At 67.6% G+C, this 18,660-nt stretch carries 19 protein-coding genes; 14 read left to right on the top strand and 5 right to left on the bottom strand.

From position 1 onward, the window contains the following. Positions 1 to 51: 51 nt before the first annotated feature. The 9 genes from DC434_RS09200 to lnt are packed head-to-tail and all read left to right on the top strand — an operon-like array spanning position 52 to position 9,781. Positions 52 to 735 carry an HAD family phosphatase gene (locus DC434_RS09200; RefSeq protein ID WP_279303206.1) on the top strand — a complete coding sequence of 228 codons (684 nt, stop codon included), beginning with the start codon at positions 52 to 54 and terminating at the stop codon, positions 733 to 735. Continuing rightward, positions 732 to 1,751: a tRNA (adenine-N1)-methyltransferase gene (locus DC434_RS09195; protein WP_116634990.1), complete on the top strand. Its 1,020-nt coding sequence runs from the start codon at positions 732 to 734 to the stop codon at positions 1,749 to 1,751. The genes DC434_RS09200 and DC434_RS09195 overlap by 4 nt, the downstream gene beginning before the upstream one ends. A 10-nt stretch (positions 1,752 to 1,761) precedes the next feature. Further along, on the top strand, positions 1,762 to 2,694 hold the full coding sequence (locus DC434_RS09190) for a hypothetical protein (RefSeq protein ID WP_116634989.1): 933 nt from the start codon (positions 1,762 to 1,764) through the stop codon (positions 2,692 to 2,694). After that, on the top strand, positions 2,694 to 3,686 hold the full coding sequence (locus tag DC434_RS09185; RefSeq protein WP_116634988.1) for a WYL domain-containing protein: 993 nt from the start codon (positions 2,694 to 2,696) through the stop codon (positions 3,684 to 3,686). Before DC434_RS09190 ends, DC434_RS09185 begins: the two co-directional genes overlap by 1 nt. Beyond that, positions 3,683 to 4,666, top strand: a complete 984-nt coding sequence (locus DC434_RS09180) for a WYL domain-containing protein (RefSeq protein ID WP_116634987.1) — start codon at positions 3,683 to 3,685, stop codon at positions 4,664 to 4,666. The genes DC434_RS09185 and DC434_RS09180 overlap by 4 nt, the downstream gene beginning before the upstream one ends. Positions 4,667 to 4,710: 44 nt before the next feature. Beyond that, on the top strand, positions 4,711 to 4,947 hold the full coding sequence (gene tatA / locus DC434_RS09175; protein WP_116634986.1) for a twin-arginine translocase TatA/TatE family subunit: 237 nt from the start codon (positions 4,711 to 4,713) through the stop codon (positions 4,945 to 4,947). 57 nt (positions 4,948 to 5,004) lie between these two features. Next, a complete protein-coding gene (gene tatC, locus DC434_RS09170) occupies positions 5,005 to 5,763 on the top strand; it encodes a twin-arginine translocase subunit TatC (RefSeq protein ID WP_116635401.1) in 759 nt (252 codons plus the stop codon). Further along, complete coding sequence (locus DC434_RS09165; RefSeq protein ID WP_116634985.1) at positions 5,760 to 8,234, top strand: DEAD/DEAH box helicase; 2,475 nt, start codon at positions 5,760 to 5,762, stop codon at positions 8,232 to 8,234. Before tatC ends, DC434_RS09165 begins: the two co-directional genes overlap by 4 nt. Before the next feature lie 11 nt (positions 8,235 to 8,245). Further along, on the top strand, positions 8,246 to 9,781 hold the full coding sequence (gene lnt / locus DC434_RS09160) for an apolipoprotein N-acyltransferase (RefSeq protein WP_116634984.1): 1,536 nt from the start codon (positions 8,246 to 8,248) through the stop codon (positions 9,779 to 9,781). Positions 9,782 to 9,849: 68 nt separating this feature from the next. On the opposite strand, the gene DC434_RS09155 is transcribed toward lnt, so the two are convergent. The 4 genes from DC434_RS09155 to DC434_RS09140 form a co-directional block, all read right to left on the bottom strand. Then, entirely contained in the window at positions 9,850 to 10,233 is a 384-nt protein-coding gene (locus DC434_RS09155; protein ID WP_116634983.1) for an RNA polymerase-binding protein RbpA, read from the bottom strand. Positions 10,234 to 10,338: 105 nt separating this feature from the next. After that, positions 10,339 to 11,136, bottom strand: a complete 798-nt coding sequence (locus DC434_RS09150) for a glycerophosphodiester phosphodiesterase family protein (RefSeq protein ID WP_116634982.1) — start codon at positions 11,134 to 11,136, stop codon at positions 10,339 to 10,341. Then, positions 11,133 to 12,062, bottom strand: coding sequence for an SPFH domain-containing protein (locus DC434_RS09145; protein WP_116634981.1), 930 nt, complete (start codon positions 12,060 to 12,062; stop codon positions 11,133 to 11,135). Before DC434_RS09145 ends, DC434_RS09150 begins: the two co-directional genes overlap by 4 nt. 9 nt (positions 12,063 to 12,071) lie before the next feature. Further along, positions 12,072 to 12,545 carry an NfeD family protein gene (locus DC434_RS09140; RefSeq protein ID WP_116634980.1) on the bottom strand — a complete coding sequence of 158 codons (474 nt, stop codon included), beginning with the start codon at positions 12,543 to 12,545 and terminating at the stop codon, positions 12,072 to 12,074. Positions 12,546 to 12,665: 120 nt separating this feature from the next. Between DC434_RS09140 and DC434_RS09135 the strand changes: the two genes are divergently transcribed. Further along, positions 12,666 to 13,430 (top strand): SDR family oxidoreductase, encoded by a 765-nt coding sequence (locus DC434_RS09135; RefSeq protein WP_116634979.1) that lies wholly within the window; start codon positions 12,666 to 12,668, stop codon positions 13,428 to 13,430. Between the two features lie 71 nt (positions 13,431 to 13,501). Here DC434_RS09135 and DC434_RS09130 read toward each other — a convergent pair whose 3' ends face one another. Next, positions 13,502 to 14,095 (bottom strand): DUF308 domain-containing protein, encoded by a 594-nt coding sequence (locus DC434_RS09130; protein WP_116634978.1) that lies wholly within the window; start codon positions 14,093 to 14,095, stop codon positions 13,502 to 13,504. A gap of 146 nt (positions 14,096 to 14,241) precedes the next feature. On the opposite strand from DC434_RS09130, the gene DC434_RS09125 reads away from it, so the two are divergent. The 4 genes from DC434_RS09125 (at position 14,242) to DC434_RS09110 (ending at position 18,651) form a co-directional block, all read left to right on the top strand. Then, positions 14,242 to 14,673 (top strand): helix-turn-helix transcriptional regulator, encoded by a 432-nt coding sequence (locus DC434_RS09125; protein ID WP_207769954.1) that lies wholly within the window; start codon positions 14,242 to 14,244, stop codon positions 14,671 to 14,673. A gap of 5 nt (positions 14,674 to 14,678) precedes the next feature. Beyond that, complete coding sequence (locus DC434_RS09120; protein ID WP_116635400.1) at positions 14,679 to 15,089, top strand: VOC family protein; 411 nt, start codon at positions 14,679 to 14,681, stop codon at positions 15,087 to 15,089. A gap of 29 nt (positions 15,090 to 15,118) precedes the next feature. Continuing rightward, positions 15,119 to 17,476, top strand: a complete 2,358-nt coding sequence (locus DC434_RS09115) for an excinuclease ABC subunit UvrA (RefSeq protein WP_116634977.1) — start codon at positions 15,119 to 15,121, stop codon at positions 17,474 to 17,476. Between the two features lie 89 nt (positions 17,477 to 17,565). After that, positions 17,566 to 18,651 carry a serine hydrolase domain-containing protein gene (locus DC434_RS09110; protein ID WP_116634976.1) on the top strand — a complete coding sequence of 362 codons (1,086 nt, stop codon included), beginning with the start codon at positions 17,566 to 17,568 and terminating at the stop codon, positions 18,649 to 18,651. Positions 18,652 to 18,660 lie beyond the last annotated feature (9 nt).

Genomic DNA, 18,660 nt, shown 5'->3' with positions numbered 1-18,660 from the left:
GGCTAGTCCGCGGCGGCGGGATGTGGGCGGCACCGGGCTAGCATGGGTTCAGTGAGCAGAAAGCCCCGCGCAGTCCTCTGGGACATGGATGGAACACTGGTCGACACCGAGCCGTACTGGATGGCGGCGGAGACGTCGCTGGTGGAGTCCTTCGGCGGGTCGTGGACCCATGAAGATGCTCTGCAACTGGTGGGAAGCGGCCTCATCGACAGCGCGATCATCCTGCAGAACGCGGGCGTCGCGATGGAGCCGGAGGCGATCGTCGCTCATCTGACCGATGTGGTGCAGGAGTCGCTGCGCACCCAGGGCGTCCCGTTCCGACCGGGCGCGCGCGAGCTTCTCGCTGAGCTCAGGGACGCCGGCATCCCCACCGGGCTGGTCACGATGTCCCTCCGCAGGATGGCGCTGAACGTCGTCGACCTGATCGACTTCGAGGCGTTCGACATCGTCGTCGCCGGAGACGACGTCGACAATCCCAAGCCGCACCCCGAGCCGTACCTGCAGGCCGCCGCCCTTCTCGACGTCGACATCACCGAGGTCGTCGTGATCGAGGATTCTCCGACGGGAGTGCGCGCGGGCCTCGCCTCCGGCGCCGTGACGCTCGGCGTGCCGCACATCGTCCCGCTGGACGATCTCGGAGCCCACGAGCTCTGGCCGACGCTCGCCGGGCGAGGCGTGTCGGACCTCGGCGACCTGTTCGACGCCAAGAGCGCGATGACGGAGGTCACCCGATGACGGATTCCGCTGCCCAGCGACCGAGTGGGCCCTTCCGCGTGGGTGATCGCGTCCAGCTGACGGGTCCGAAGGGCCGTCTCCACACCGTGACCCTCCGCGAGGACGGCGAGCTGCACACGCACCAGGGTGTGCTCCGTCACCGTGATCTCATCGGTCTTCCGGACGGCTCGGTGGTGGCGAACAGCTCGGGGCACGACTATCTCGCCCTGCGTCCGCTGCTGCGGGACTTCGCGATGTCGATGCCGCGCGGCGCCGCGATCGTGTATCCGAAGGATGCCGCGCAGATCGTCATGCAGGCGGACATCTTCCCCGGCGCCACGGTCGTCGAGGCCGGGGTCGGCTCCGGGGCGCTGTCGCTGTCGCTCCTCCGCGCGATCGGGCCGGTCGGGCAGCTGATCTCGTTCGAGCGACGCGACGACTTCGCCGACGTCGCCCGCGGCAATGTCGAGACGTTCTTCGGCGAGCATCCCGACACCTGGCGCGTCGTCGTCGGCGACCTCGTGGAATCACTGCCCGCCGAGGCCCCGGCGGGAACCGTCGACCGCGTCGTGCTCGACATGCTCGCCCCCTGGGAGTGCATCGACGCCGTGGCGGAGGCGCTGACGCCCGGTGGCGTCGTGCTCTGCTACATCGCGACGGCCACCCAGCTCTCGCGCGTCGCCGAGTACATCCGGGGAACCGGGCTCTTCACCGACCCCGATGCGTCCGAGACCATGGTGCGCGGCTGGCACGTCGAAGGGCTCGCGGTGCGCCCGGACCACCGGATGGTCGCGCACACCGGCTTCCTGCTGACCGCCCGCCGTCTCGCTCCCGGCGCGGTGGCCCCGTCGGTCAAGCGCCGCGCGTCGAAGAGCAGCTACGGCGACCACGACGTGGAGGCCTGGACCCCTGGTGCCGTCGGCGACCGCGAGATCAACGACAAGAATCTGCGCAAGCGCGCCAGAGAGGCGGGCAAGGCGGCCGAGGGGGCGCGCCTTGCTGCTGCTGCGCGCGAATCGGAGCACGCGACGGAATAGACTGGAGCGCGTGCGTAAAACGTCCGCCGTTCTGGCCTCCCTCAGCCTCGCCGTCCTCGCCCTGACGGGCTGCACCGCGTCGGCCTCCTACGACGGCGCTGCGTGCGATCGCAGCGCCGACGCGAACGACATCCAGGACGCGGTCACCGTCGAAGGCGACTTCGGCGCGGCCCCCGACGTCTCTGTCTTCTCGCCGCTGCACCTGAAGAAGTCGTCCTACGCCGACATCACCGTCGGAGACGGCCGCACGATCGTCAACGGCCAGCAGGCCCTCACCGTCGAGCTCTCGATCTTCAGCGGGGAGACCGGCGAGAAGGTCTACGCGACCGCTTACGACGAGGACAAGGGCCAGGTCTCCAACGCCGACTACTGGGCATCGCAGTCGCCCGGGCTCGCCAAGGCATTCGAGTGCGCGACCGAGGGTTCGCGCATCGTCGCCGGTCTCACGCCGGAGGACTTCGGCAAGGAGGCGCTGTCCGGCCTCGGCCTGTCCGACGACGACAACATGGTGTTCGTCATCGACGTGCTCGACGTGTTCCTGTCCAAGGCCGAGGGTTCGCTCCAGTTCAACGACGCCCAGGGCATGCCGACCGTGGTCCGCGCCGCCGACGGCACTCCGGGGATCATCGTCCCCGACAGCGCGGCGCCGAAGGAGCAGGTCGTGCAGACCCTCATCAAGGGCGACGGCGAGAAGGTCGGTGCCGATCAGATCCCGCTCGTCAACGTGACCGCGGTGAACTGGGACGACAAGAGCGTCGTCAACAGCACATGGGGACAGGGCCCGAGCGGCGACCTCGCATCAACGGTGCCGACCGTCGCCGAGGAGCTCGTCGGCAAGACCGTCGGCTCCCAGCTCCTCGTGGTGACCCCGGGCGCCGAGGGTGCAGCGGCCATCGTCTACGTCATCGACATCCTGGGCGCAGTGACGGCGCCCACGCAGTGATGGCCGCCCGGATCCCCGCGGAGGAGCGCCTGACGAATCTCGTCGTGGCGCTGATGGCCACGGAGATCGGGCTCACGAAGCAGCAGATCCTCGACAACGTCTCGGGATACCGTCAGCGCGCCGATGCCGGCACGCGGTCGGACGCCCTCGAGAAGATGTTCGAGCGCGACAAGGAGGAGCTGCGTTCACTCGGGGTGCCGATCGAGACGATCGGCGACGCCGCCGACCCGAACGACCTCCGCGAGGCGCGCTATCGCATTCCGCAGGCGGAATACGATCTGCCCGCCGACATCGAGTTCACCCCGGCCGAACTGGCCGTCCTCCGTCTCGCGGGCAGTGTCTGGAGCGCCGAGTCCGCGTCCGGTGACGCGCAGTCCGGCGTGCGCAAGATCCGGGCACTGGGCATCGACGGTGATGAGCCGATCATCGGGTTCGCACCTCGGATCACCGCCCGCGATGCGGCCTTCGCGCCGCTGCAGGACGCCATCGAGAAGAGCAGGGTCGTCGTCTTCGACTACCTCAAGCCCGGTGAGGCGGTGCCGCGTCGGCGCAGCATCCGTCCGCTGGCGCTCGTCGACTACGAAGCGCGCTGGCACGTCTTCGGCGTGGATGTCGACATCGACGAGGACCGGATGTTCCTGCTCAGCCGCATCGTCGGCGATGTGAAGGTGACGACGACCACCTTCGACCCGTCGCTGCGCGACGGTGCGGGGGAGCGTGCGCTCGCGGGACTCGACCGTGTCGCGGCGGAGAACGCCGCGCTGCTGGAGGTCACGCCGGGCACCGAGGCCGCCCTGCGGCTCGGTCGGCGTGCGACGCCGGCTGCGCAGGGCATCACGGTGCCGTTCGTCGACCTGCACATCCTCGCCGACGAGCTCGCCTCGTACGGGCCCGAGGTGCGCGTGGTCGAGCCGGCGACGCTGCGGGATGCCGTCATCGCGCGTCTTCAGGCCGTCGTCGACGCCCACGCCGATCGCGAGGAGGCACGATGAGCGCCCAGCCCAAGCCCCTGCTCGCCGCTGATCGCGTGCGGCTCTACCTGACCCTCGTGCCCTACCTGCTCGAGCACGGCCAGGTGTCGCTCGCCGAGGCATCGGAGGAGTTCGGCGTCACGCCGCAGGAGATGCGCGGCATGGTCGAGAAGCTCACGGTCATCGGACTGCCCGGCGAATCCGGATACTGGCAGCAGCCGCAGGAGATGTTCGACATCAACTGGGACCTCCTCGATCTCGAGGACGTCATCGAGATCACGAACGATGTCGCGCTCCGCCGGGTGCCCCGATTCACGGCGCGCGAGGCCGCGGCGCTGCTCGCCGGGCTGCAGATGGTCGCGGCCGTTCCCGCGGTCTCCGACTCCGGGCTCGTCGCAGGGCTGATCTCCAAGCTGTCGCGCGGCGCAGCCGACGCGCCCGCCGATGTCGTGGTGGCCCCGAGCGCGGTCGACGAGGTGCGTGAGGTCGTGGCACGCGGGCTGCAGGACGGCGTCGCCATCTCGTTCACGTACCAGGCGCCGGATGCGGCGCCGACGACGCGCACGGTCGATCCGGTGCAGATCCTGATCACCAACGCGCAGTGGTACCTGCAGGGCTGGTGCCATCTGCGCCAGGCGATGCGCACGTTCCACCTGGATCGCGTGAGCGAGCCCCAGCTCACGGATATCCCGATCACCCACGGCGGGGATCAGGTTCCCGAGCCCTTCGCCGGTCTCGACGACGAGCGCGAGGTGACGGTGCGCGTCTCCGAGAGGTTCGCCCCGCTGCTCAACGGATTCCTGCCTGCCACGACGCTCGAAGCCGTCGACGGCTCGGTCACCGCGCACGTGCATCTGGCCGATCCGCGTGGCATCAAGCGCCTCGCCGCACGGTTCGGCGGCGCCATGGAGGTTCTGGAACCCGGAGTGGCACGGTCGTCGACCCGCGAATGGGCGGCATCCGGACTCGCGCTCTATCACCGCCCCGATCACGAGGATTGATCTGTAGACTGGGGCGAAAGCTTACCGAAGACGGGAATCCTGACATGTTCGCTGGAATGCAAGGCTGGCACCTGCTCATCGTGCTCGCCGTGATCCTCCTTCTGTTCGGTGCTGCGAAGCTGCCGGCGCTCGCGAAGAGCATGGGCCAGTCGGCCCGCGTCTTCAAGGGCGAGATGAAGGCCATGAAGGACGAGGACGCGACGCGCACCGACGCCGTCGTCGCCGAGCCCACCACGGTGAAGGACTCCGGCGTCGACCCTGAGACTCCGCCTCGCGCCTGACCGACCGTGGCAACCATCGAACCGACCGTGAAGCAGAAGGCGGATCGGGATCGGCGGATGTCGCTGGGCGCACATCTCGTCGAACTGCGCAAGCGTCTGATGTACGCGGCGCTCGCGCTCGTCGTCGGCATGGTGGTCGCGTTCATCATCGCCGATCCGGTCATCCATCTGATCACGGAACCCATCCGCGTCATCATGGACAAGCGCGGTGACAACTTCAGCGCGCTGAACTTCGGCACCGTGACCGCCGCTTTCGACATGCGCATGCGGATCGCCTTCTCGATCGGCCTGTTCATCTCCGCGCCCGTGTGGCTGTGGCAGATCTGGGCGTTCATCATGCCCGGGCTCACCCGCAAGGAGATCAAGTACACGATCGGCTTCATCGCCGCCGCCGTACCGCTCTTCTTCGCCGGGTGCTACCTCGGCATCGTGATCATGCCGCACGTGATCGAGCTGATGTGGGGATTCACGCCCGAGGGCGGCACGAATTTCTACCAGGCGCAGGAGTACTACGACTTCATCTTCAAGCTGATGATCGTGATCGGCGTCTCGTTCGTGCTCCCGGTCTTCCTGGTCGCGCTGAACTTCGCCGGTGTGATGTCCGGGCGAGCCATCCTCAAGGGATGGCGCATCGCGATCATCATCGCGACGGTCTTCGCGGCGCTGGCGACTCCGGCAGCCGACGTGATCAGCATGCTGATGCTGGCCGGCATCCTCATCGTCCTGTTCTTCGCGGCCGCGGGGCTCTCCCTGCTCTTCGATCGCCGAAAGCGCAAGCGCGACGCCGCAGCGGGGCTTCTGCCGGACCCGGTATGAGTTCGCCGTCCGAGCGTTACGCGGCCGCACGAGAGGCCGCTGAGCACCCGGCGACGAACGCGTTCGCCGCGCGTCAGAGGTTCGAGCTTGACCCGTTCCAGGTCGCCGGCTGTCATGCTCTGGAGGCCGGCCGCAGCGTGCTCGTCGCGGCGCCGACCGGCGCGGGGAAGACCATCGTCGGCGAGTTCGCGATCCACCTCGCGATGCAGACGCCGAGCGACAAGGCGTTCTACACGACGCCGATGAAGGCGCTGTCGAACCAGAAGTTCCGAGAGCTCGTCGAGGTGTACGGCCCCGACGAGGTCGGCCTGCTCACCGGTGACACGAACATCAACGGCAACGCTCGCATCGTGGTGATGACCACCGAAGTGCTCCGCAACATGATCTACGCCGACTCGGCGGCGCTCCGCGATCTGCGCTACGTCGTGATGGACGAAGTCCACTATCTCGCCGACCGGTTCCGCGGCGCGGTGTGGGAAGAGGTCATCATCCACCTGCCGCAGCATGTGCGGCTCGTCTCGCTGAGCGCCACGGTGTCGAACGCCGAGGAGTTCGGCGACTGGCTCGACACCGTGCGCGGCGACACCGAGGTGATCGTCTCGGAGATCCGGCCCGTCCCGCTCGAACAGCACGTGCTCGTCCGGGACGATCTGCTGCCGCTCTTCGACGATCGCGCGGGTATCGCGACCGCGCAGGTGAATCAGGAGCTGATGCGGATCCGCTCCTTCACGGGTTCGAACTACGAGAACAATCGCCGGACGCAGGCGTACGTCAGCAACAGGCATGCCGGTCGACAGGCGAAGCGACCGCCGCGTGGCGGCCAGCGCCCGGTGCGTCCCTCGAACGTCCGCCGCATCGAGCGGATGGATCGCCCCGATGTGATCAAGCTCCTCGAGCGGGCGAACCTGCTGCCCGCGATCTTCTTCATCTTCAGCCGCGTGGGCTGCGACGCCGCGGTGCAGCAGGTGCGCCGATCGGGCATCCGGCTGACCTCGCCGGAGGAGAAGGCGGAGATCCGCGCCATCGTCGAGGAGCGCACCCGGTCGCTGCAGGAAGAGGATCTCGGCGTCCTCGGCTACTGGGACTGGCTGGAGAACCTGGAGCGGGGCGTCGCCGCCCACCACGCCGGACTCCTGCCTGCCTTCAAGGAGGTCGTCGAGGAGCTCTACCGTCTCAAGCTCGTCAAGGTCGTCTTCGCCACGGAGACGCTGGCGCTGGGCATCAACATGCCCGCGCGCACCGTGGTGCTTGAGAAGATGGAGAAGTTCAATGGCGAGGCCCGTGTCGCGATCACCTCGGGCGAGTACACGCAGCTCACCGGACGCGCCGGCCGTCGCGGGATCGACGTCGAGGGCCACGCGGTCGTCCAGTGGACCGAGGGCATGGATCCCCAGGCCGTGGCGGCTCTGGCATCGCGTCGTACGTACCCGCTGAACTCCAGCTTCCGCCCGACGTACAACATGGCGGTCAACCTGATCGACCTGTTCGGCAAAGCGCGCGCTCGGCAGATCCTCGAGTCGTCGTTCGCCCAGTTCCAGGCCGACCGCTCGGTCGTCGGGTTGGCACGTCAGGTGCGGGAAGCCGAGGATTCCCTCGCCGGGTATCAGAAGTCGATGGCGTGCGAGCACGGAGATTTCCCCGAGTATGCGGCGATCCGGCGCGAGCTCAGCGACCTCGAGAAGAAGAACCGTCAGGACTCCGGTGCACCGCGTGCCTCCCGCGACAAGCGGATGAAGCGCATCCAGTCGCTGCGCACCGTCATGCAGCGGCATCCCTGCCACCGCTGCCCCGATCGGGAGGCGCACGCCCGCTGGGCCGAGCGCTATTGGAAGCTCAAGCGCCAGACCGACCGCATCCGGCGTCAGATCGAGACGCGCACCGGGACCGTCGCGCGCGTGTTCGACCGCGTAGTGGAGGTTCTCGAGACACTGGACTACCTCTCCGAGGAATCCGGGGAGACTGCGTTGACCGAGGCCGGGCGCACGATGCGGCGCATTTACGGGGAGCGCGATCTGCTCGTCGCCGAGTCGCTGCGCCAGGGGCTGTGGAACGGACTCGACGCCCCTTCGCTCGCCGCCATGGCCTGCTGCCTGGTGTACGAGCCCCGACGCGACGAGGCGAACTCGGGGGAGCGGGGACTGCCACGCGGTGCGTTCCGCGCGGCGTATGAGAAGACCACGACGCTCTGGGCTGAACTCAACGATCTCGAGAAGGATCATCACCTGCCCGGTTCGGAACCTCTTGCCGCCGGCCTCGCCGGCGCGATGCACTCCTGGGCCCGCGGCGGAATGCTCGATCGGGTGCTCGTCGATGCCGACATGGCGGCCGGCGACTTCGTGCGCTGGGCGAAGCAGACGATCGATCTTCTCGACCAGCTGTCGATCGTCGCGGAGGACGGCGCGCTCGCACGGACGGCCCGCACGGCGCTCGACGGCGTCCGGCGCGGAATCGTCGCCTACTCGTCGATGTGAGAATGAGAGGGATGTCTGAATCCCCTGCGCGTCAGCGCCCTCTCCTGCCGCTCTGGGTGGCTGTGATCGCTGCGGCGCTCTCGGCGTTCCTGATGAATCTGGCCTACCCGGAGACCGCGATCTGGACCCTCGCGTTCCCTGCCACTGCTCTTCTGCTCGTCGCACTCATCGGCCGGCGTCCCGGAGGAGCCCTGCTGGTCGGCCTCGTCTACGGGATCGTGCTGTTCGGTCTCCTGGTGTCCTTCACCTCGCGCTATCTGGGTCCGATACCCTGGGCGGCGCTGAGCGTGGTCGAGGGAGGGCTCACGGCGGTGGCCCTGATCCTGACGGCGCTGGCGTACCGCTGGATGCCCCGAGCGTTCCCGGGGACCGCGGGACGCCTGGTGGGCGTCCCGGTGGTGGTCGCTGCCCTCTGGGTCGGCCGCGAGGTCTTCGTCGGGTCCTTCCCCTACGGAGGCTTCCCGTGGGCCCGCATCGGCATGAGCCAGGCGGAGAGCCCGCTGGCCCCGCTGTCGTCGTGGCTCGGCGTCAGCGGCCTCGGATTCCTCATGGTGCTCCTGGTGGCGATGCTGGTCGAGATCGTGCGGCTGCGGGCATGGCGGACTCCGCTCCGACTCCTCGTGCCAGCCGCGCTCGTGATCGTCCTCTTCTTCACTCCGCTCTTCCCGACGACGGATGCCGGCTCGATGCGCATCGCCGCCGTGCAGGGGAACGGGCCCACGGGCTACTTCGATCAACGCGAGCCCTTCTCGGTGATCGACGCGCAGACCGATGCCACCACACCGCTCTACGGCGAGGACGTCGACCTGCTGGTCTGGCCGGAGGGGTCGCTCGACACCGATCCGTTCCAGAACGAGGCGCTGGCCCGACGGATGACGCTCATCACGACCCGGATCGATGCGCCGCTGCTCGCGAACGCGGCGACCGGGCGGAATGAGCGCTACTTCAACACGTCGATGCTGTGGACGGATGCCGGGGGAGCGACGCAGCTCCACGACAAGCGTCATCCGGTGCCCTTCGGCGAGTACGTGCCGGATCGAGCCTTCTTCAACGCCCTGGCCCCCGACCTGATCGGGCTCATCCAACGGGAGTACACACCCGGAGAGAATCCGCCTGTCATCGACGTCGACGGGGTCGCCGTCGGGCTCGCGATCTGCTTCGACGTGATCTACGACGACGTGATCACCGAGGGGGTCAACGCCGGAGCTCAGGTCCTGGTGTTCCAGACGAACAACGCCGACTTCCGCGGCACCGACGAGAATCTGCAGCAGCTGGCCTTCGCGCGGATGCGTGCGATCGAGACCGGTCGCAGCGTCGTGAACATCTCGACGGTCGGCACGAGCCAGATCATCCGCCCCGACGGATCGACCATGACGAGCCTGGATGCCGGAGAAGCGGGCGCGATGCTCGAGGACGTCTCGTTGCGCACCGGGTTGACCGCCGGTGTCGTCCTGGGCCCCTGGGTGCAGCAGCTTCTGGTCTGGGGCGGGCTGGTCGCGCTCCTCGTGGCGTGGTGGCGCGCGCGGAGGCGCGACCAACAGGTGTGACCCGCACGCGCCTCACACACAGAAGCAGCAGGACTCGTTCGAGCCCTGCTGCTTCGTGAGTCAGGCCGTCAGGCCCCGATCTTCTCGCGGGTCGGGTCTTCGCCGGCACCGCGGCGGGCACGGATGAAGGCCAGACGCTCCTCGAGGAGCTCCTCGAGTTCGGCGCGGGTGCGGCGCTCCATCAGCATGTCCCAGTGGGTGCGAGCGGCCTTCTCGTCGGTGACCTCAAGCGTGACGGCCTGGCCGTCGACGTTCAGGCGGGCGTCCGCTCCGCAGGAGCGGCATTCCCAGGTCTGCGGCGGCTCGGCGTCGGCCGCGAACATCAGGTTCGTGACGTGTCCGCACGTGTCACAGGAGTATTGGGTCTCGCGGCGTTCCATGAAAACGACGCCCTCTTCGCTCTGTAGGCTCTGGGCGCCGAGTCGGATGCCGCGCAGGCTGCGATCTGCCATTTTGTGGTCCTCTCGTCGCTGTCAGGTATAACGCTCCAGCCTGTGCGCCTGCTCCACGCGGGCGGTTTCCCGGCGGGATTCACAGCGTAATCCCAGCGGAGGAGGTTATAGAGCGCGTCGAGAGCCTTCGGCGGGGTGGAGAGCGGCCAGGGCGACGTCGGCGCGATCGGAGACGACGCCGTCGACGCCGAGACTCACGAGGCGCTGCATCTCCGCCGGATCGTTGACCGTCCAGACGTGCACCTCGACGCCGGAGCGGTGCGCGGCACGCAGGAGGGGCGGGGTGAGCACCGTGAGCGCGCCGTGCCGTTCCGGGATCTGCAGCGCGTCGATCTCGCGGAGGACCCGGGCGGGGGAGAGGCGCAGGGATGACAGCGCGCGCACTGCGGCGATGGCGCGGCTTCCGCTCGACGTGGCGGGCCGGAGTGAGGCTCCCGCTCCCATGACAGCGGCGATCGTGGCGCGACGGTAAGCGTCGGAGAAGCTCGTGACGAGCACCCGGTGCGTGTGGTCCGCGAGGACCGGGCCCAGAAGCCCCGTGGCGGCATCCGTCTTCACGTCGATGTTGAACCGGATCTGCGGGAACGAGGAGAGCGCCTCTGCGACCGTGAGCAGACCGCCGTGGTCGGCGAAGACGCTGCGGAGCTCTCTCGTGCGCACCTCCCGCACCGCGCGGCGATCCCCGAGGAGGCGTTCGAGCGTCGCATCGTGGAAGAGCACCACATCGCCGTCGGCCGTCACCTGGCAGTCCGTCTCGATGTAGTCGGCACCGGCGGCGTGCGCGGCGGCGAAGGACGCCGCCGTGTTCTCCCACACGCCGGAATCCTCGCCCGCCGCGGTGATCAGACCGCGGTGAGCGAGGACTCGGGGATGCCGTGCCTTCGAGAAGTACGGGTGCGTCACGCGCCCGGGAGCGTGTTGGTCTGGCCCTGGCCGGGCTTCGGCGTGAATGCGCTGCCGATGCCCTTCAGCGCCTCGGTGAGCTCGCTCGGGATGATCCACAGCTTGTTCGACTGGCCTTCGCTGATCTTCGGCAGCATCTGCAGGTACTGGTACGCGAGGAGCTTGTCGTCCGGAGCGCCCTGGTGGATCGCCGTGAAGACGTTCTGGATCGCCTCGGCCTCACCCTGCGCGCGGAGCACCGCGGCCTGCTTGTCGCCCTCGGCGCGGAGGATCTCGGCCTGACGCGCACCTTCTGCTTCGAGGATCGCGGACTGCTTGGTTCCCTCTGCCGTGAGGATAGCGGCACGGCGGTCACGCTCGGCGCGCATCTGCTTCTCCATCGAGTCCTGGATGGAGATCGGCGGGTCGATGGCCTTCAGCTCGACGCGGCCGACGCGGATTCCCCACTTGCCGGTCGCCTCGTCGAGCACCACGCGCAGCTGGCCGTTGATGTTGTCGCGGCTGGTGAGAGCCTCTTCGAGGTTCAGACCACCGACGACGTTTCGCAGCGTCGTGGTGGTGAGCTGCTCGACCGCGCCGAGGTAGTTCGCGATCTCGTAGGTCGCGGCGCGGGCGTCGGTCACCTGGAAGTAGACGACGGTGTCGATGGAGACGACGAGGTTGTCCTCGGTGATGACCGGCTGCGGCGGGAACGAGACGACCTGCTCGCGCATGTCGATGAGGGGGCGGAGCCGGTCGATGAAGGGGACCAGGAGGTTCAGACCCGGCATGAGGGTCTTGTGGTACCGGCCGAGCCGCTCCACGACACCGGCTGTCGCCTGCGGGATGATCCGGATCGAGCGCGCGAGGGTGACCACCACGAAGATGATCACCGCGATGACGAGTATCCAGCCGATGGCGGCGGGGATGAACGAGGAGTCGTTCATGTGTTTCTCCTAGTCATTGACGGGACGGACGGTGGCGGTCGCCCCATTGATCGCGGTGACCGCGACCGGTGAGCCCTGGGGGATCGGCACTGAGGTGGATGTGCGGGCGGTCCAGGTGTCGCCGTTGCTGAGCTTGACCTGGCCGGAGATCTGGGTGATGTCGTGCAGAGCGACGCCGCGCAGGTCGATCAGCGCGTCGACGTTCGACTTCGTCGGATCTTCCCCGCGCCGCAGCCGCTTCAGCAGTGGCGGCCGCAGGAAGAGGATGAACAGGGCGGCGGCTGCGGCCGCGATGAGAACCTGAGCCCAGATGGGCAACCCCACGAGATCGCTGACGAGGCCGATCGCGCTGCCGAAGCTCAGCATGAGGAAGGTGAAGTCGAGCGTCAGCATCTCGATCACGAGGAAGAGTGCGATCAGGACCAGCCAACCGATCCACGCCCAGTTGTCGATCAGTTCGATGAAGACGGAGAAGTCGTTCATGCGGCCTCCTTTGCGGTCAACCTATCACGCGCCGTCGACGCTCTCTGGAGTCGCCGAGCCGGATTGATAGTGTGTGAGAGCCGTGCGATCACGGCTTCTCACCCATCTCCAGGAGTCATCGTGACCGACGTTCTTCCCGCAGGATCTCTCGACGGCAAGGTCGCCCTTGTCACCGGCTCATCGCGGGGGATCGGCGCCGACACGGTGCGCTACCTCGCCGAGGCCGGCGCTGACGTCGTCATCAACTTCCGCAACAAGGCGCCCCGAGCCGAGAAGCTCGCCGCACAACTGCGCGAGCTCGGCCGTCGCGCTCTCGTCGTGGGCGCCGACCTCACCGATCCGGCATCCGTCGCCGAGATGTTCGACGCGATCCGCGCCGAGTACGGCCGGCTCGATGTCCTGGTGCTGAACGCCTCCGGAGGCATGGAATCGGGGATGGCCGAGGACTACGCCCTCACCCTTAACCGCGACGCGCAGCTCAACGTGCTGAACGCGGCGACGCCGCTGCTCGGCGAGGGCGCTCGCGTGGTGTTCGTCACCAGCCACCAGGCGCACTTCATCCGCACCACGCCGACGATGCCCGAGTACGAGCCCGTCGCGCTCTCGAAGCGTGCGGGGGAGGACGCGCTCCGTGAGCTCATCCCCGGCCTCGCCGAGAAGGGCATCGGCTTCACCGTCGTGTCCGGCGACATGATCGAGGGAACGATCACGGCGACGCTTCTCGAGCGCGCCAACCCCGGTGCGATCGCCGAGCGCCGCGAGTCGGCAGGCAAGCTCTACAACGTCTCGGAGTTCGCGGCCGAGGTGGCCAAGGCCGCGGTCGACCCTGTGCCGGCCGACAACACCAGGCTCGTCGGCGACGTCAGCGCATTCGCCGCCGAGTAGGACCTCTCTGAACGGCGATCGGCCCCGTCCTGCTTCTCGCAGAGCGGGGCCGATCCGTGTCTTCTGGTCGGTCAGGCCGGAGCGCCTTCCTGCGCGGCGGTGAAGGCCTTCTCATCCTTGCCGAGGGTGATCGCGCGCACGATCTGCACGATGCCGAGCGCGACGAGCGAGATCCCGAGCAGCAGCCAGAACGCGAGGCCGGCGATGATCGGCGAGAACAGCACGATGATGCCGGCGATGATGCTCAGCAGCGCGTAGAGCAGCGTCCACACGCGGGAGCCGTCGCGGCCGAGGAGCGACAGGGAGACCACGCCGTCCACGATCCAGCTGATGCCGATGAAGAAGACGACGACGAATGCGAGAGTCGCGGCTGCCGCGCCGAGGTTGGCGTACGCGATCACACCGGCGACGATGTAGACGAGACCGAGCACGATGTGACCGACGCGCGACCATCCGCCCTTCGCGCCCGAGAAGATGCCGAGGCCGATGTAGACCAGGCCGGCGATGATCAGATAGGTGGCGAAGATCGCCGTCACGATGACCGCGGACTTCACCGGCCAGATCAGGAGGACGAGTCCGGCAATGAGCGCGACGACGCCGGACACGGCCAGCGCGACACGGATCGACTTGAACAGGGACTTCGCTTCGGGGAGTGTTTCGGACATGGTGTGGACCCTTTCTGAGAGAATCCTGTGGGGATGCCCCTCAGGGTAGCGCTCTCAGGATCGCCTGTGGAAGATGATCCGACCGCGCGTCGCAGGACGTCACCCCGTGACGCCTGGTGACGTGGCAGGATCGTCTCGTGACTGCCATGGATGACGCCCGCCTGCGCGAGCTCGCCGTGATGCGGAAGGTGAGAGATCGCATCGACCGCGAGTACGCGCGGCCGCTGGACGTGGAGGCGCTCGCCAGGGGAGTGCACATGTCCGCCGGACATCTGAGCCGCCAGTTCCGTGAGGCGTACGGGGAGTCGCCCTACTCGTATCTCATGACCCGGCGCATCGAGCGGGCGATGGCCCTGCTGCGACGCGGGGACCTGACGGTGACCGAGGTGTGCTTCGAAGTCGGATGCTCGTCGCTCGGAACCTTCAGCACCAGGTTCACGGAGCTGGTCGGTGTCTCACCCCGGGTGTACCGTGAACGCGCCGCCAACGTCGACGGCATCCCGTCCTTCCAGGCCAAGCACGTGACCAGACCGATCAGGAATCAAGAAGCACCGCGCACCGATGCGCATCTAGCGTGAACACCATGAACATCAGCATCCACTACGCCTTCCTCCCGCACACCGACGCCGATGCGGCTCTCGGGTTCTACCGAGACACCCTCGGGTTCGAGGTGCGCAACGACGTCGGGTACGACGGCCTCCGCTGGCTCACCGTCGGTCCTGCCGGCCAGCCCGAGACCTCGATCGTCCTCCATCCGCCGGCCACCGACCCCGGCATCACCGACACGGAGCGGCAGACCATCCTGGAACTCATCGCGAAGGGCAGCTACGGTGCGCTGACACTCGCGAGCGACGATCTCGACGGGCTGTTCGAGCGCCTGGTCGAAGGAGGCGCCGACGTCGTCCAGGAGCCGATGGATCAGCCGTACGGGGTGCGCGACTGCGCCTTCCGCGACCCGGCAGGAAATCTGCTCCGTATCAATCAGGCCGGCTGACCGATCAGCCACGACAACGAAGGACGCCGATGACCGCCGCCGAGCATCCCGCAGACACCCACGATCTGATCCGCGTGCAGGGCGCGCGCGAGAACAATCTGAAAGACGTGAGCGTCGACATCCCGAAGCGCCGCCTCACGGTGTTCACGGGCGTCTCCGGGTCCGGCAAGAGCTCGCTCGTGTTCGACACGATCGCCGCCGAGTCCCGGCGCATGATCGACGAGACGTACAGCGCGTTCGTGCAGGGGTTCATGCCGTCGGTGCCTCGACCCGACGTCGACGTCCTCGACGGGCTGACCACGGCCATCATCGTCGACCAGGAGCGCCTGGGCGCCAACCCTCGTTCGACGGTCGGCACGGTGACCGACGCGAACGCGATGCTCCGCATCCTCTTCAGCAAGCTCGGCTCGCCCTACATCGGAGGACCGACGGCGTTCTCCTTCAACATCCCGACCCAGCGGGCGAGCGGCGTGATGACGGGGCCCGGAGGCGAGAAGAAGATCGTGAAGGACGCGATCTACCTCGGCGGGATGTGCCCGCGCTGCGAGGGCAGGGGAGCGGTGTCCGACCTCGACCTCGCCCAGATCGTCGACGAGTCGAAGTCGCTCGACGAGGGAGCGATCATGGTCCCCGGGTACACCGCCGACGGATGGATGGTGAAGGGCTTCTCGGCGTCGGGCTTCTATCCCGCCGACAAGCCGATCGCGGAGTTCACCGAGAAGCAGCGTCACCTCCTTCTCTACGGGGAGGTGACGAAGGTGAAGATCTCCGGCATCAACATGACCTATGAGGGCCTGATCCCGAAGATCACCAAGTCGATGCTGTCGAAGGACCTCGACGCGCTGCAGCCCCACATCCGTGCTTTCGTCGAACGGGTCGCGACCTTCGCGGTCTGCCCGGAGTGCGATGGGACGCGACTCACCGAGGGCGCTCGCTCGTCGAAGATCGAGGGCGTCAGCATCGCGGATGCGTGTCGGATGCAGGTGACGGACCTCGCCGCGTGGGTGCGGGGACTCGATCTGCCCGGAGCGGGTCCGCTGCTCGAGGCTCTCAGCGCGAACCTCGACGCGTTCGTCACGCTCGGACTGGGCTACCTCAGTCTGGAGCGGCCCTCCGGCTCGCTCTCCGGGGGAGAGGCGCAGCGGATCAAGATGCTCCGCCACCTCGGATCCTCTCTGACCGACGTCACCTATGTGTTCGACGAGCCGACGATCGGACTGCACCCGCACGACATCCAGCGGATGAACAGCCTGCTGCTGAAACTGCGCGACAAGGGGAACACGGTCCTCGTCGTCGAGCACAAGCCCGAGACCATCGCCATCGGCGATCACGTGATCGACCTGGGGCCGGGAGCCGGCGGCGCCGGGGGACAGATCTGCTTCGAGGGGACGGTCGAGGGGCTCAAGACCAGCGGCACGCGTACCGGCGATCATCTGGAGGACCGCGCGCAGTTGAAGGGATCCGTGCGCGCGAGCGACGGCGCGATCGAAGTGCGCGGAGCCACCGAGAACAATCTCCGGAACGTCGACGTCGACATCCCGACCGGAGTGCTGACGGTCGTGACCGGGGTCGCAGGGTCGGGGAAGAGCTCGCTCATCCACGGTTCGGTCTCGCGTCGCGACGGTGTGGTGGCGATCGACCAGGGAGCGATCAAGGGCTCTCGCCGGAGCAATCCGGCGACGTACACCGGCATGCTCGAGCCGATTCGCAAGGCCTTCGCCAAGGTGAACGGCGTCAAGCCGGCTCTGTTCAGCGCGAACTCCGAGGGAGCGTGTCCGACCTGCAAGGGCGCCGGGGTCATCATCACCGAACTCGGCTTCATGGACACCATCGAGACGCCCTGCGAGGACTGCGGCGGCAAGCGGTTCCAGGCGAGCGTCCTGGAATACAAGCTGGCCGGCAAGGACATCACCGAAGTGCTGGACCTGCCGGTTTCGGAGGCGAGGGTCTTCTTCTCCGAGGGCGAGGCCAAGATCCCGGCGGTGACCGCGATCCTGGGCCGTCTGGACGACGTCGGACTCGGATACCTGTCACTCGGCCAGCCGTTGTCGACGTTGTCCGGGGGAGAGCGGCAGAGGATCAAGCTGGCCATCCAGATGGGGGAGAAGGGCGACATCTACGTGCTCGACGAGCCCACCACGGGCCTTCATCTGGCCGATGTCGACAAGATCCTCGGTCTTCTCGATCGGCTCGTCGACTCGGGGAAGACCGTGATCGTGATCGAGCATCACCAGGCCGTGATGGCGCACGCCGACTGGATCATCGACATCGGTCCGGGCGCGGGCCACGACGGAGGCACAGTGGTCTTCGAGGGCATACCCGCGGATTTGGTATCCCAAAAAACGACGTTGACGGGGGAGCACCTGGCAGAGTACGTCGGGGCGTGACAGCGATCGCACCTATGGGCTGCCCCCGAGGTCGTTCTCATGTTGCTATGAGTTCCGCAGCGGGCCTCGTCCCGATCTAGCATCGGGACGTGTCCCGTCTCGTCAGAGGTCTCTCGCTCACCGTTCTCGTGCTCGCCATCACGGGGTGCGCGAGCGCGCCGGCGCCTGAGGCGTCTTCACCTTCGAGCCCGAGCGACCTCGAAGCGGCCTACGGTGCGCTGGACCGCGCTGACGCCTCGGTGGTCACCGCCGTGTCGGTGGAGGGGGCGCCGGTTGCGGTGCGAGAGTTCGGTGCGCTGCAGGACGACAGCATCCCGGCCGAGAAGACGTTGGTCGACATCGGCTCGATCACGAAGACGGTCACCGCCGTGGCCATCTCGAAGCTCGTCGATCAGTCCGGCGTCCGTCTCGACGAGAAGCTGGCGGAGGTCTTCTCCGGTGTGCCTGACGACAAGTCGGACATCACCGTCGAGCAGTTGCTGACGCACAGCAGCGGCCTGCCCGAATCGGTCGGTGACGACTCCGAGCAGATCGATCGAGACGAGTTGCTGAGGCACGCGTTCGCATCGCCGTCGATCGAGATTCCGGGTACGAGATACGCCTACTCCAACGTCGGCTACTCGATCCTCGCCGCCATCATCGAGGTGCGCAGCGGCAAGTCCTACGAGGAGTACCTGCGGGATGAGGTTCTGGCCCCCGCGGGGATCGGTGGCATCGGGTACCTGTCGGAGTACGTCGATGAGCTGTCGATGCGCTCCACGAGCGGCGAGAGCGTTCGCGAAGCGAGTTGGGGTGCGCATGAGGTCTCCTGGAACCTCGTGGGCAACGGCGGCCTGGTCACCACGGCGCCCACGTTCGTCCGCTTCCTCCAGGAGCTGACGAGCGGCGGCCTACTCTCGCCTGCGTCACTGGACCGCCTTCAGCAGCCGCACATCGCCGAGGACGATGCCGGATCGAGCTTCTACGGGTACGGACTCGTGGTGCAGGACGTTCCGGACCTCGGCCGCATCTACTGGCACGACGGTGGGAACGACGTCTTCTCCGCCGAATGGTCGCTGTACGCGGATCATGGAGATGTCATCTTCACCGCCGGAGTCGATGCGGCGCCGGGGGAGAGCGCGGCGGGAGCAGCCGCGAGTGTCCTCCGCGAGCACCTCTATGGTGCGAAGGACTGACTGCCGAGA

It is taken from the genome of Microbacterium sp. TPD7012 (genome assembly GCF_003075395.1).
Taxonomy (GTDB): Bacteria; Actinomycetota; Actinomycetes; order Actinomycetales; family Microbacteriaceae; genus Microbacterium.
This window is presented reverse-complemented; position numbering and strand designations above follow the sequence as displayed.

Coding starts and splice junctions, on each gene's coding strand:
- DC434_RS09195 (WP_116634990.1), top strand. CDS start 732: ATGACGGATTCCGCTGCCCAGCGACCGAGTGGGCCCTTCCGCGTGGGT.
- DC434_RS09185 (WP_116634988.1), top strand. CDS start 2,694: ATGGCCGCCCGGATCCCCGCGGAGGAGCGCCTGACGAATCTCGTCGTG.
- DC434_RS09180 (WP_116634987.1), top strand. CDS start 3,683: ATGAGCGCCCAGCCCAAGCCCCTGCTCGCCGCTGATCGCGTGCGGCTC.
- tatA (WP_116634986.1), top strand. CDS start 4,711: ATGTTCGCTGGAATGCAAGGCTGGCACCTGCTCATCGTGCTCGCCGTG.
- tatC (WP_116635401.1), top strand. CDS start 5,005: ATGTCGCTGGGCGCACATCTCGTCGAACTGCGCAAGCGTCTGATGTAC.
- DC434_RS09165 (WP_116634985.1), top strand. CDS start 5,760: ATGAGTTCGCCGTCCGAGCGTTACGCGGCCGCACGAGAGGCCGCTGAG.
- lnt (WP_116634984.1), top strand. CDS start 8,246: ATGTCTGAATCCCCTGCGCGTCAGCGCCCTCTCCTGCCGCTCTGGGTG.
- DC434_RS09155 (WP_116634983.1), bottom strand. CDS start 10,233: ATGGCAGATCGCAGCCTGCGCGGCATCCGACTCGGCGCCCAGAGCCTA.
- DC434_RS09145 (WP_116634981.1), bottom strand. CDS start 12,062: ATGAACGACTCCTCGTTCATCCCCGCCGCCATCGGCTGGATACTCGTC.
- DC434_RS09140 (WP_116634980.1), bottom strand. CDS start 12,545: ATGAACGACTTCTCCGTCTTCATCGAACTGATCGACAACTGGGCGTGG.
- DC434_RS09130 (WP_116634978.1), bottom strand. CDS start 14,095: ATGTCCGAAACACTCCCCGAAGCGAAGTCCCTGTTCAAGTCGATCCGT.
- DC434_RS09125 (WP_207769954.1), top strand. CDS start 14,242: ATGGATGACGCCCGCCTGCGCGAGCTCGCCGTGATGCGGAAGGTGAGA.
- DC434_RS09120 (WP_116635400.1), top strand. CDS start 14,679: ATGAACATCAGCATCCACTACGCCTTCCTCCCGCACACCGACGCCGAT.
- DC434_RS09115 (WP_116634977.1), top strand. CDS start 15,119: ATGACCGCCGCCGAGCATCCCGCAGACACCCACGATCTGATCCGCGTG.